This window comes from Paenibacillus polymyxa M1, assembly GCF_000237325.1.
In the GTDB taxonomy this organism is placed as follows: Bacteria; Bacillota; Bacilli; order Paenibacillales; family Paenibacillaceae; genus Paenibacillus; species Paenibacillus polymyxa_C.
The window spans coordinates 313,845-326,910 of record NC_017542.1; the positions used below are offsets into that span (position 1 = coordinate 313,845).

Genomic DNA, 13,066 nt, shown 5'->3' on the forward strand with positions numbered 1-13,066 from the left:
ATGGGGAGAGGAAAGATCATGAGTACGAGAATTGTGAGTACGGAACCACCCGAAAAAGCAGCCAGTACCGTTCCTTTTCATCGTAAAATCAGCTATTCGTTAACGGATACGGCAGGCAATCTACTATACTGTGTTATTTCCAGTTATCTATTATATTTTTATACGGATGTATTCGGTCTTTCTATTGGGATTGCCGGAACATTACTATTTATCACCCGTTTTATTGATGCCATTGATGCCCCGATCTGGGGCATCCTGATTGACCGAACCAAATCAAAATACGGCCAGAGCAGACCTTATTTTCTATGGCTAGCTGTTCCGTTTGCCGTGTTCATGGTCCTTACGTTTACGACGCCCAATTGGAGTGAATCGGGGAAAATTGCATATGCGGCCATCACTTATATCATAGCGGGTATTTTGTATACGGGAATCAGTACACCGATTACGTCTATTCTGCCTAACCTGAGCACCAACTCCAATGAACGCGTGGTCTTGAACTCTTTCCGTATGGTCGGGGGAAACGTGGGCTTCTTCATCGCCACCACGTTCACCTTACCTCTGGTCGCCTTCTTTGGACAGGGGAATGACCAAAAAGGATTTTCTCTAACGCTCGTTTTATTTGGAATTATGGCGATTATTATGTTTTTCATAGCGTTCGCCGATTTGCGTGAAAATGCGGCAGTGAAAACGAAATCTGTTCCCATTGCTAAAAGCTTTACAGCCATCAAGCGAAACTGGCCCTGGATGCTCGTTGTAGCTGCTAACCTGTGTTACTGGATCGGTTTGAATATTCGTTCTGCCACGCTTATCTTTTATCTGCAATACAATCTGGACAGTAAGGACTTGGTGCCTTTAATCAACGGACTGACCTCTTTGCAATTAATCTCTATGGTTCTGATTCCGTTGTTTGCCAGAAAATTAAGTAAAAATACGATCATGATTATCGGATTGATATTAGCTGCATTAGGTCAAGTTGTGATTTTAATGGGAAGTACAAACTTAACCCTTATTATTGCTGGCTGGATCATTGGTGCATTAGGATCAGGCTTTGCGTGTTCTATGCCATTTGCCATGTTGTCCGATACGGTTGATTATGGGGAATGGAAAAATGGAATTCGGGCAAGTGGATTCCTGACTTCTATTGGAAGCGCATTCTGTATTAAAGCAGGTAGCGGAATTGGCGGATTATTGCCAGCATGGGTTATGGGTAGCACGGGCTATATTGCTGGAAAGGTTCAGACCCCGACTGCTTTGTCTGGCATTCAGTTCAGCTTCATCTGGCTGCCGTTTATCGTCTTCTTGATCGGAATTATCCCTATGTTTTTCTATAAGAAATTCGAAAAGAATGAAGCTTCTATTCAACAAGACTTAATTGCGAGAAGATCATAGATATTCTCTTAACAAGATGTTATGCATACCGAGGGATGGTATAATCCTGTTTCAAAACCTGTTCACCGAGCTGAGCAGGTTTTTCACCTTTTTTCTATTCAAATGTGAGCAAACGCATTGACAGAATTTTCTTTTGGAGTGATACTTCTATGTAGAGAAAAGTGTACAGAATCAAGAGCCAGAGACATCTAGCCTTGCAACTTTATACATTTTTTCGCCATGAAAGACTCTTCTGTTGAAGGGTTTTTTTCAATTTGATAAAAAGAATGTGATGATATGAGTCAACTGAGTGTAAGGATGAGAACGCACGGCTTTCTGAATAGACATTTTTCTGGAGAGTCTATTGATTATCGGCAGATGATTGCCTTGTTTATCCCGCTTCTAATTGATCAGGCTTTTATCGTGGGTCTTAATTTGGTGAACACAGCAATGATTAGCTCGTCAGGGATGGCGGCGGTCAGTGCCGTAAATATGATTGATTCATTAAATATTTTCCTAATTAATGTGTTTGTGGCAGTGTCTACCGGGGGTACGGTTGTTGTAGCGCAGTATAAGGGGAGCGGCAACGATCTTATGGTCTCTAAAGCAACATCCGGTACGATATCCTCCGTTTCCTTGCTGGCCTTATGTATCAGTCTGTTTATGATCCTGTTGTACAATCCCATTTTAAGCGTCCTGTTTGGCTCTGCCTCGGCTGATGTATTGGCTAACGGCAAGGTGTACCTGCTGGGAAGCTGTATGTCTTTCGTGGGGATTGCGATCGTTGAGGCCGTATGTGGAGCGCTGAGAGGGATCGGCAAGACGAGGGCGTCGCTGGCTCTTTCGCTCATCATGAACCTTTCGTATGTGCTGCTGAATGTCGTATTTATTAACTTGTTAGATATGGGTGTACTGGGCATGACGATTGCGGTCAATGTGTCCAGATATGCAGGGGCTGCCTGCGCGTTGATTTATTTGGTCAGGGTAGATGACGACTTGCGTGTTCAGCTTAGAGATATGCTTTATTTTAATCTAGCCATGCTTAAAAAGATCCTGTTTATTGGTCTTCCTTTTGCAGCGGAACAGATGTTTTTTAATGGAGGTAAAATTTTAACGCAAATCTTCATTGTGAACCTGGGGACCAATGCATTGGCGACGAATGCCATTTGCTCATCCCTAGCTAACGTGTTCCAAATTCCTGCGAATGCTTTGGCTCTTACGATTGTGACCGTGGTTGGTCAATGCATGGGACGGCGAAATGTACACGATGCCCGCAAGTTTACCAAATCGTTTATTTGGCTGTCGTCCGGTTCGTTTATTGTAATGGGGCTAATCCTAATGCCTTTGTTTAAGCCGATGGTGGGGTTGTTTCATCCACCTGCTGAAATTGTAGATGACATTTTTATGGTCATGCTGATTAATACGCTGGCCCAGATTCCACTCTGGTCCATCGCCTTTATTACACCCTCTGCGCTTAGGGCAGGAGGTGATTCCAAATTTACGTCCCTCACCTCGATGCTGTCCATGTGGTTGTGTCGGGTAGTGCTCGGGTATGTTTTGGGCATTGTGTTCAACTTGGGGATTGTTGGTGTCTGGCTGGCCATGGATATTGAATGGGGTGTGCGGGGGATCGTTTTCCTCTGGCGCTTCCGTGGCAACAAATGGGTCCAGCATCGTTTGATCGACTGAATAGGTCCACTACTATAAAATTGACCTCGGGATGAGGCACTTTATAGTAGTGGATTTTTTTATAGACGTTTAAAGTTACGTACGCCTTATTCTATTCTGATCCCTATATTGCCTAACTGCACTCCCTGCTGCATACGGTAAAAGGCTTGCGCTGTATCTTGTAGAGGGAAGACGCTATCTATAATGGGATGAAGGGAATGGCGCTCCATGAATTGGAGCATATCTGCGAATTCCTCACCGCTCCCCATAGAGGTACCGATGATGCTAATCTGTGGGAAAAATATAGAACGCAGCGGAATCTCTATCTGATCTCCTGAGCTTGCGCCAAATGTAATGATCCGGCCATCCGGTTTGATGACATCCAGATATTTGTCGAACGTAGCGGGTCCGATGCTGTCAAGGATCAGATCCACGGTGTCTCCGTTCATGCTTTCTTTCCAATCGCTATCACTGTCGAATGCATGATGAGCGCCATGGGCGAGGGCAGCTTGTTTTTTTGCTTCGCTACGTGATGTGACGCTGACCCGTGCGCCCGCCGCTAAAGCCATTAACATGGCATACGTGGCTACCCCACCGCCAATACCGGGAATAAGGACATGGTCACCCTGCTGTAATTGGCCTCTAGTGAAGAGAGCGCGGTAAGCGGTCAAGGCAGACAAAGGCAGTACCCCTGCTTCTTCCCAGGACAGGTAAGCTGGCTTGCTGACGGCATTTTGAACGGGAACGATAACCGATTCGGCCAATGTCCCGTCTGAAGGAACGCCCAGAATGGCAGGAACCAAGGGAACGTGGTTCGTCTTCTCCCATCCGATACATGGATTGATGATTACGTCAGTGCCTACCAGTGAGGTTGGGACGCCAGCGCCCACAGCCTCGATCACGCCTGCTCCATCCGATCCTAGAATGAGTGGAGCATCGTTGGCGGTTCGATCCGCCATGAGGAACAGATCCCGATGGTTCAAGCCTGCGGCTTTGAGTCTGACCTTCACTTCGCTGTGCCCCGGCTGTCTGTCCGTAACGTCCTTATACATCAGGCCCTCAAGGCCGTGTTTGTCGGTATGTATTACAGCTTTCATTTTAAAGCCTCCTGTGGTCGATTTTAGATGCATTTGCATGTACTTTGAATTGTACAGAGTGGCAAGCATCCGGTAAAATGAACAAAATCGAACGTCAGTATCATAAATGATCATACCAAGCAGGTGATGTATATATGGAAAGCAGTGATTTGAAAATTTTTCGGGCGGTTGCTCGCGAGGGCAGTATCACAAGGGCTGCGCAAGTGTTGAACTATGTACAGTCCAATGTGACCTCACGGATTCAGCAGCTTGAGGCACAATTGAATGTACCGCTATTTCGCAGATCTAATCGCGGAATGACACTAACGTCGGCAGGAGAGAATCTGCTGGAGTATGCGGAATCCATATTGACTTTGCTCGACGAGGCAGAGAAGTCTACTCAATATTCGGACCAGCCTGCGGGACCACTGCGATTGGGCTCGATTGAGACGACTGCGGTTACGCATCTAACGACTTTATTGACGGGATATTACGCTGAATACCCTAATGTGCAGCTATCGCTGATGACCGGGGGGACGCATGCCCTTGTACAAAAGGTATTAAATTACGAATTAGATGGGGCATTCGTCTATGGCCCTGTCGATGATCCGAATATAGAGCATGTTGCGGCGTTTGAAGAGGAGTTGGTGCTTATTTCGGAACCGGGAGAAAGTGATATGAGCAAGTTGCTTGCCAAGCCTATGCTGTTCTTCGATGTAGGCTGCACACATCGGGCAAGAGCGGAAAGTTTTCTGAGCGATGCAGGTGTGGATGCGTATCAGATTATGGAATTCGGAACATTGGAAGTCATTTTAGGTGGTGTAGCCTCTGGTCTGGGGGTGTCCATGCTTCCACACTCGTCAATTGTAAAGGCGAAGAAGGAGGGAAGTATTGCTTCGCATCGTTTACCCGAAACATATCGTAAATTAGAGGTGTGGTTTGTTCATCGGCGGGATTCGGTTTACTCCAGTGCGCTGTCAGGATTGCTCCACTGGATGAAAAAGGATGTTATACTTAACTGGGATTAAATTGACATCAGGGGTGTATCATTTGGAAGAACATAATTTATCGAAAAATCCATCTACAGTAGCTCCGGGAGAATTTGTGAGGAATGGCGGTTATCAACGACGAGAACCAGATAGGATGGCGGTATTATCAGAAACATACGGAGCCTCTATCTTTTTCAGGAGATGGGCCGCCTGGATGATTGACTTCATTCTTATCGTCTTTGGGTATGGTGGGCTTGTCTATTTTATAGCGAAAAAAGTAGCTGAAGCGGAAATCCCAAATATGGGTATGGTAGTGATACTCTTCTTGATTGGCTCTTTCTGCTATTATCTGTTGCTGGAAGGACTTACAGGCTATACGCTGGGCAAGTTTGTACTTCGCATTCAGGTCGTGAATGGAGAAGGAATGCCGCCAGGCATGATTAAATCGTTGATCCGTACGCTCATACATCTGGTGGATACGAACCCGCTGCTTTTCTGGGGGCTGCCCGCCGGTATATGTGTGCTGGTGACACCTCGGAAACAACGAATTGGAGATATGGCCGCCAATACATATGTAGTTAGGACACGGGATTTGGGGAAGGTGAGCAAAAAGAAAACCGGGATTATTGCAGGAGCAATCATCCTGATGACGATCACTTCGATTGTCTTTGCTGTATCCTTAATTTCTACGCTCATTACTCAAATCGTGAAGCCTGAGGTATTTACCAGTAAGGATAATCAGTTTGCAGTTACGGCTCCGTGGAATTGGTCACGAGATAATAGGATTAATGAGGAAGCGGATATTTCCATTAAAAATGAATTTACCGATAGATATTTGATTGTATTGTCTGAACCGAAAAGCGACTTTGACAGCAGTATGACCCTTCAAGAATATAAAGGAATCATTGAGGATCATTTGGTGTCAGGAATTACGGACCCTGAATTGGGGACTGCTTCAGATATGGTGGTGAACGGATATCCTGCCATTGAGTTTACCCTAAAAGGAGAAATAGACGGGAATCTGGCCATGTATAACGTGACCACAATTGAAACACCTTCGCATTATCATCAGGTGCTTGCCTGGACCTACGCCTCGCGATACAGCAGGGCACAGCAAGAGCTGCGCAAGATTAGAGACAGTTTCCGTGAAATGAACATGATGTAAAGTGAACCTGAAGCAATAACGATGATTCAAATTATAAGACGGTAAGCAGAACAAGCAGACAGCTTATAGAAGCGTCTGCTTGTTGTTATATAGGCGGGATAGTGCTATAGATGACTTTTGATCACTCGCAATCCAGCTACCCTCGCCACCTTGCCTTGTGGCTGGGCTGTGAATCGAATCGTAACTTCATTCTTTTCATTCGTCACAGACAGAGGCAGCTCATAGATAAACGTCTCGAATTTATTCATTTCCTCGGATTTCAGCTTGCCTTCTCCTAAGTTCTGACCATCTGCAGTGATGTCAAAGTCACGATGAGAGCGGTCGGAGTCCTTCAGATAGGTCACTGCTAATTGGACAGGCTTATCAGGGAGCACCTTCATGACAAAAGAGAACCAGCCCCCAGACCATGTGTCGCGATATTTGCGATTATAAATGGACCCCAGGCCAACGTGTTCTCCAGTGAAGGCATGATCCCGTTCAGGCTGCATTTCGGCAGGCTGCACAACATCCACTGTAAGTCGTTCCAGCTCTAGCTGGTACGCTAACGCGGTACGGTATTCTGCCTCTGTTGCTGCCCATTCCTCCTTGGAAAAGAGATCCCAGTAGACGGTATAAGAACGATCGTATATCTGATAAAACGGACGAAGCTGCAAGTCCCCGATATAGCCCAGGTCGTTTAGATGGAATGTGTTAGTCTCGTTCCCGTCAGCAATCAGCTTGGTTGTCAGGGAATCAGCTGATCCGATCAGAACAGATGCCAGCAGACGTTCCTCGTTGGACTCCTGTACAACAGGACCCAGATCTCCAGCCAGCACAAGTGGGCCATACATGAATGCAATCCGACGCGGATTATCCGGCATTTCCTCAACTCTTACTGTCATAGGAATATCGTATTCGACCGTATCTCCATCTTTCCATTCCCGTTCAATTACAATATAGCTGGTAGGACAAGCCTCAGCGGCATACTCTTCTCCGTTGATTTTAATCTTCATCCCCTGCTCCGCCCAGTGCGGGCATCTTAGTTTGATCGTGAAGAACTTGGGCTCCTTGCTTATGAGATGAAGCGTTCCCCGCCCATTTTGCGGAAAGAGGGTTTCTTGTTTGAGCTGTATGTTCATCTCATCCCATGTCACGGTAGAAGGGACATATTGGTTGACATAGATTGTGTTTGCCGTGTGAAAATAAATCGCCGTGCCGTACATAGAGTGACTCTCCATACCGGACCCGACACAACATGTAAAATCCTCATATTGAGAATTGAAGGACTTGTGTCCTCCCATTTCCAGCGATACAAAATAGCATACACGTCCATCTACAGGCTGCTGTGAAGCCAGAATATGATTGAACATTGCTCGTTCATAGTAGTCGGCATAGGCTGCGTACGCGTCCCATTCGAACATATGTCTTGTTAATTTCAGCATATTGTAGGTGTTGCAGGTTTCACAGGTGCCTTCGCCCAAACGATCATTCAGCTTGCCGGGTTCGCCAAAATGTTCGTTATAGCTATTGCCGCCGATTACGTAGGAATGCTTGTGAACCACCCGATCCCAGAAAAATCGGGAAAGGTCCGCATATAGAGGTTTGCCTGTCACTTCGAACTGCCGTGCTGCACCAATGATCTTAGGAATTTGCGTATTAGCATGTCGTCCTGCCAGCGTATCGCGACTGTCTGCCAGATCATTCAGCACCTCTCCATGATAAAAGCGTTCCGCCAGGTTCAAAAAGCGCTTTTCTCCGGAATGTTCCGCCAGATCGGTCAGCACCTCGTTCATGCCGCCAAACTCGCAATGGAGTACCTGTTGCACCTGTTCATCGCTCAGTCCTTGGAATACATCCTCCAGCCAGTCGCCGAGTTGGATTTCCATCGCTAAAGCCTTGGGATGATGAGCGAGCAGGTGGGCATCACGCAAGCCTGCGAAGAGCTTGTGCATCGTATATAGCGGAACCCAGCCTCCGTTAAGATCAAAGCCCTGGGAACGAATATCTCCGGCTTTGACTTCTTCAAAAATCTCTTTCCCACGCGGGATGCCGGAAATGTATCCGTTTCCATGACTATTTTGGCATATTTCCAACTCGTCGATCACATAGTTTACTCGTTCCAGTAGTCTTTTGTCGCCTGTGGAGGCAAACATTAGTGCACAACCAGACAGGTAGTGACCAAGTGTATGTCCACTGATGCCGCGTGCCTCCCAGCCCTCATAATGAGCCGCTTTGGGCTCCAAGCCCGCATATTCACGAAAACGTGACAATAAACGGTCAGGTTCCAAACTCAGCAGATAGGTCGTATTCAGCTCCATAGCGTGGTAAAGTGGGCCGGAATCAATGCTTACTTTATGCAAGTCAAAAGCTTGTGCTTTCAAAATCATCGCTCCTTAGCTAAGATGAAAGTGTATATTTCTCCACTACATTAGCATTGCAACCGCGGTATGTCAGTAGCTTAACCATACAATAGGTGGACAAATCCGAACATGAATCCAAAGAGGCGATAACATGACCTATCTGAAAGTGAATGTTGATGCTCCGATCCAACTGATCTCGGCAGGCGAGTTCGTTTCCGAGGTGCCATGGAAGCATATGAGCCGTTCCATAGAGAACTTTGAGCTGATCCTTGGTGTCCAAGAGACGGTATATATACGGGAGGAAGAGGAGTATTTTGAAGTAGGGGAAGGAGATATTCTATTGCTGTACCCCGGTCGTACGCATCGAGGATACCGGGAATCGTTGCCTGGGGTTAAATTTTATTGGTTTCATTTCGATGTACCTGCGACCCCGAATGTATTATCTAGTGAGGAAATGAAGCAGGAAACAAGTGCAATGGACGGGCTTGTACAGCGTCATGGCGTGATACGCGATATCTATTTACCGCAAAGTGTACAGGCAGATAACGGTGATCGGATTCATATTATCGTCAATCAAATCTTGCATGTCGCCAACTCGCATTATCTTACGTATCACAGTGCTAACTATTTGTTCACCTCACTGCTGATCGAGATATCCGAACTGGCCCTCAGTCGCTTGATCTCCAATCCTGTCCATTCACAGGGGAATGTGAGCATGAACAAGATTATTGAGTGGACTCGAATTCATGCTGGAGAACCGCTGACCGTGACCGATTTGGCTCAGAAGTTCAATTACAATAAGGATTATATATCCCGTTTGTTCATGCAGAATACGGGCATGCGTCCATTGGAGTTCATTCACAGTATTCGAATCAACAAAGCTAAGGAATTGATTTCCCGTACAAATATGAGCATTAAGCAGGTAGCGGAAGAAGCAGGATACACGGATGAGAAGTATTTTATGCGGTTGTTTAAAAAGAGAGTACATATGACTCCTTCACAGTATCGGAATGCCTATCACAAAACATTTATGAACAATGTCTAGTCCATTTCCGCTTCACGGCAGCATAGCTTATCAGACCATAATTTGATAATCTGATTTAAGAGAGATTGAATGAGAGCAATCAATACATAATACTTTGTCAAAAGGGGCGAGTGAGATGCTGCAATCACCATTAAAGGAAGAACTGACTCGAATACTCGAAGAGCATTCACTTGATGATGAGTTAAAAGAAGAGATCTATCAGGAAGCCGAAGCTACTATACAATTTCAGCTAGAGCATGAGGAAAACTATGAAAACGTTGGGAATAGTCGGATCGCCGGCTATCCAGATCTGCCGCCCACAATAGAGTGGCCGTGTAATTCAGACGGAGAATATTATACGTTTATTGCTCAGATCAATTTAAGCGAGTTGCCTTTTTCACCATTTGAGGGATTGCCTCATCAAGGTATACTATACTTTTTTCTTGGGCTGGATGAGCCAGCTTACGATATTGAGCATAAAATCTTTTACTATAACGGCGACAGCAGTGCTTTGCAGAAAACATTACCGCCCGCTGGGCGCGTAGAGGTGTCGGTGGAGCAACGGGATTTCACTGCGTATGCAATTTCTTTTCATCCGATCCTGACGCTACCATCGGAGGGTGAGCTAGGAGATATTCTATTAGATCAGTACGAAGAGCTTTATGAGCTTTTATATGAACATAGCGACACGGTGTGGGGACAGCATCAGTCTTTTGCCGGGAACACTCGTCGGGATGCTTATCTGTGCCGTAACGGGCTAAAGGGTCTTCTGTTTAATTGGCATAAGAGTGAGGGTCAGATCCATCAGGAAGCCGAGCAAGCTATGCATAGGGGAAGTACGGAGTATGCGGAGCATTTACGATCCGAAGTGCTGCCTCAGCTGCAAGAATACCAGGCGAATCGGGAAAAGCACGATCAAGCTTCGGAAAATTGGCATGTTTTGCTCTCTGTATCATCCTTGAATGAGGTTGGTATGTGCTGGTGGGACGCAGGGTATTTGGAGTTTTTTATAGATCAAAGGGACTTGAAGAACCTTGATTTCTCGCGAACATATGTTAATCTGGCTACAAGCTAGCCGGGTCGCCAGGACTCATGTTTATTTTGGAGGCTAATGACAGGGGTTAGAGCAGGGTGGTTTTTTTGATTGATAAAAGAAGTGAATTGAGCATGTGGCACAGTATCCGAGCGTTGGGAATTGAACGATCAATAATAGGTGGTCCTATATAGGACTGCCTTTTTTCGATGTAAATGAACGATTGTACTCCGTTAATAGTCTTAATAGATGAGACCACAACAAGGGAGGTGCACGTATATGACTGATCGAGAGCTGTTTGAACTATATAAGGAACAGATATATTATTTTTGTTATTATCTGATGCAAAATCAAGCAGATGCAGAAGATGTTTGCCAGGAGGTATTTGTCAAAGCAATCTTGGCCGACAGGTCCAAAGTACAAGATCTCAAATCATGGATTTTACGAATTGCTTCCAATGAGTGCAGCAATGTGCTTAGAAGGCGAAAAACTGGGCTGATGAAGGAAATACGAACTTTTTTATTGTCACGTCCTCATTCATTTAATCCGGTGGAAGAGAGCTTATATCATCGAGAAACTAAGACAGAGCTACACCAGCTATATAACAAGCTTCCAGATAAAATTCGAATGGTCGTGGTCCTTCGTTATGTAAACGAATTGACTGTGCCGGAGATCTCTAGAGTTATAAATATACCCGAAGGAACAGCTAAATCCAGATTAAATCGAGGGCTTAAACTGCTAAAAAAAATGGTGGTATCCCAAGTAAAGGAGATGAATAGCAGTGAGTCGGTATTTTGAGAAAGAACAGCACATTCCTCAACCCGAATATGATGCAATGTGGGTAAATATAGAACAGGAAGCAACCAAACGAAAAGCAACTCTGCAACAGTCACAGGAAGCACCTATGCATAGAACAAAAATTGTTCCTGCGAGTATTGTATTCTCATGTTTTCTGCTCATTGCCATCCCTGTATTCGCTAGTGTGACTATCAATTGGGATAGAATAGGCGGACGTAGTGTAACCAATGCGATAAATAGTGGTATTGGTCAGCGGTATGATCTAAAAGTAACCGATGCAGGCATTACGATGAATTTGAATGGTGTTGTAACAGATGGCGAAAAAATGAAAATGCTCATCTCTCTGGATCCGGGAACCGACCCAAGCAGTTATATTGGGTTTGCTATAGAGAAAACTATGGTAACTAGCAATTCTAATAACAAGGAACGAGCACACGGATATTTGAATTACGATCCTAAAAGCCAGAAACTCCTAGGCATTTATGAAACTGTTGATACATTAAAGGATCGTAAAAAAGATTATACACTTGAGGCACAGAATCTAATTTTTTATCGTAATCAGGATATTCCTTTAAAGACGAATCATCAAGCTGGGGATACCCTCGTTACGGGGACCAAGCAGTATCCTAACATTTATATAGAATCCGTTCGACAAACCAATAACAAGACTGTTGTCCGCTTTAGAGTTGCTGCAGCTCCATCCGATTTAGGACGTGGGAACCCGCATTTGGTAATGAAAGTGGGCGACAAAGAAATAGACGCCATCCCAACCATTCTACCTAGTGACAGCCCAGAGTTGCATATTGAGCAGGTATTCAACATGACTGCACAAGATTGGAGAAAGGCAAACCTTCATTTCTGTTACATTGAGGAAGCAAAACGAATTGAAGGTACTTGGAAGTTCGAATTTGAAGCGGATGGAAAAAAAGCAAGTGAAGCGATTTATTCTAAGAAGCTGCATAGCAGCGCGGAATTCCAGGAAAATACAGGCGCTACCTTAGACCAACTGATTATTACCCCCTTGGATATTGAAATTCTAGTAACAGAGCGTGATTCACTTAAAAAAGGAAATGTCCATTATAAAACGGCTCAGTTGGTTATAGGTGATAAAAAAATTAACGGAGGATGGAATCTTAAAGGGGCTGGTCCTGAAAATTATCAACACTTATATCAATTTGAATCCTCAGAGTGGTATAAGGACTGGTCTGATGTTCCAATGAAACTTATATTGAAAGATGCTGTCATCCAGAAACGTGATACTTCCAAGAATTGGATTACTCTTCATAAACCCAAAGAAGAAAAACAGTTCGCTGAGCTTAATGTAGACGGTTATCAAATTGATTTCACATACTATACAGAGGGAAAAGATGTGATTGTCGAATCGAAATCCGTTTCCCCTGGCTTCAAAGGTGTCAACCAAACAACGATGCGAATTAACGGCAAAGAAGTAGTACCTGAGATCATTGCGAAGGGTATGGTATCCACAGGAGTTAATGTTGACCGTTATAAAGATATTGAATTAGACGGAAAAGTGGAACTAAATCCTGGCCTCTACAAGTACAGCGATCCTGGACGTAATATTGAAGTTGTTTTGAAATAGATAGGG

General features: G+C 44.9%; 10 protein-coding genes. 8 read left to right on the forward strand and 2 right to left on the reverse strand.

Annotated elements, in window-relative coordinates; all coding sequences use genetic code 11:
- Positions 1-18: 18 nt before the first annotated feature.
- Together PPM_RS01355 and PPM_RS01360 are read left to right on the forward strand one after the other, a co-directional pair.
- The gene (locus PPM_RS01355) at positions 19-1,389 is read left to right on the forward strand and encodes an MFS transporter (RefSeq protein ID WP_013368903.1); all 1,371 of its coding nucleotides are present in this window, start codon (positions 19-21) and stop codon (positions 1,387-1,389) included.
- Between the two features lie 276 nt (positions 1,390-1,665).
- Positions 1,666-3,057 carry an MATE family efflux transporter gene (locus PPM_RS01360; RefSeq protein WP_014599385.1) on the forward strand — a complete coding sequence of 464 codons (1,392 nt, stop codon included), beginning with the start codon at positions 1,666-1,668 and terminating at the stop codon, positions 3,055-3,057.
- An 86-nt stretch (positions 3,058-3,143) separates the two neighbouring features.
- Here the strand turns inward: PPM_RS01360 and PPM_RS01365 are convergent, their stop codons facing one another.
- Positions 3,144-4,133 (reverse strand): zinc-binding dehydrogenase, encoded by a 990-nt coding sequence (locus tag PPM_RS01365; protein WP_013368905.1) that lies wholly within the window; start codon positions 4,131-4,133, stop codon positions 3,144-3,146.
- Positions 4,134-4,267: 134 nt separating this feature from the next.
- Here PPM_RS01365 and PPM_RS01370 point away from each other — a divergent pair, with 134 nt between their 5' ends.
- Both PPM_RS01370 and PPM_RS01375 read left to right on the forward strand, forming a co-directional pair.
- On the forward strand, positions 4,268-5,140 hold the full coding sequence (locus PPM_RS01370) for a LysR family transcriptional regulator (RefSeq protein WP_013368906.1): 873 nt from the start codon (positions 4,268-4,270) through the stop codon (positions 5,138-5,140).
- Positions 5,118-6,266 carry an RDD family protein gene (locus tag PPM_RS01375; protein ID WP_013368907.1) on the forward strand — a complete coding sequence of 383 codons (1,149 nt, stop codon included), beginning with the start codon at positions 5,118-5,120 and terminating at the stop codon, positions 6,264-6,266. Before PPM_RS01370 ends, PPM_RS01375 begins: the two co-directional genes overlap by 23 nt.
- A 104-nt stretch (positions 6,267-6,370) precedes the next feature.
- Here the strand turns inward: PPM_RS01375 and PPM_RS01380 are convergent, their stop codons facing one another.
- Positions 6,371-8,626, reverse strand: a complete 2,256-nt coding sequence (locus PPM_RS01380; protein ID WP_013368908.1) for a glycoside hydrolase family 127 protein — start codon at positions 8,624-8,626, stop codon at positions 6,371-6,373.
- A 130-nt stretch (positions 8,627-8,756) separates the two neighbouring features.
- On the opposite strand from PPM_RS01380, the gene PPM_RS01385 reads away from it, so the two are divergent.
- From PPM_RS01385 to PPM_RS01400, 4 genes are all read left to right on the forward strand, one after another.
- Positions 8,757-9,650 (forward strand): helix-turn-helix transcriptional regulator, encoded by an 894-nt coding sequence (locus PPM_RS01385; RefSeq protein WP_013368909.1) that lies wholly within the window; start codon positions 8,757-8,759, stop codon positions 9,648-9,650.
- 115 nt (positions 9,651-9,765) lie between these two features.
- Complete coding sequence (locus PPM_RS01390) at positions 9,766-10,704, forward strand: YwqG family protein (protein WP_013368910.1); 939 nt, start codon at positions 9,766-9,768, stop codon at positions 10,702-10,704.
- 237 nt (positions 10,705-10,941) lie between these two features.
- Positions 10,942-11,460: an RNA polymerase sigma factor gene (locus PPM_RS01395; protein WP_013368911.1), complete on the forward strand. Its 519-nt coding sequence runs from the start codon at positions 10,942-10,944 to the stop codon at positions 11,458-11,460.
- Complete coding sequence (locus PPM_RS01400; RefSeq protein WP_013368912.1) at positions 11,444-13,060, forward strand: DUF4179 domain-containing protein; 1,617 nt, start codon at positions 11,444-11,446, stop codon at positions 13,058-13,060. Before PPM_RS01395 ends, PPM_RS01400 begins: the two co-directional genes overlap by 17 nt.
- Positions 13,061-13,066: the final 6 nt, after the last annotated feature.

Coding starts and splice junctions, on each gene's coding strand:
- PPM_RS01355 (WP_013368903.1), top strand. CDS start 19: ATGAGTACGAGAATTGTGAGTACGGAACCACCCGAAAAAGCAGCCAGT.
- PPM_RS01360 (WP_014599385.1), top strand. CDS start 1,666: ATGAGTCAACTGAGTGTAAGGATGAGAACGCACGGCTTTCTGAATAGA.
- PPM_RS01365 (WP_013368905.1), bottom strand. CDS start 4,133: ATGAAAGCTGTAATACATACCGACAAACACGGCCTTGAGGGCCTGATG.
- PPM_RS01370 (WP_013368906.1), top strand. CDS start 4,268: ATGGAAAGCAGTGATTTGAAAATTTTTCGGGCGGTTGCTCGCGAGGGC.
- PPM_RS01375 (WP_013368907.1), top strand. CDS start 5,118: ATGTTATACTTAACTGGGATTAAATTGACATCAGGGGTGTATCATTTG.
- PPM_RS01385 (WP_013368909.1), top strand. CDS start 8,757: ATGACCTATCTGAAAGTGAATGTTGATGCTCCGATCCAACTGATCTCG.
- PPM_RS01390 (WP_013368910.1), top strand. CDS start 9,766: ATGCTGCAATCACCATTAAAGGAAGAACTGACTCGAATACTCGAAGAG.
- PPM_RS01395 (WP_013368911.1), top strand. CDS start 10,942: ATGACTGATCGAGAGCTGTTTGAACTATATAAGGAACAGATATATTAT.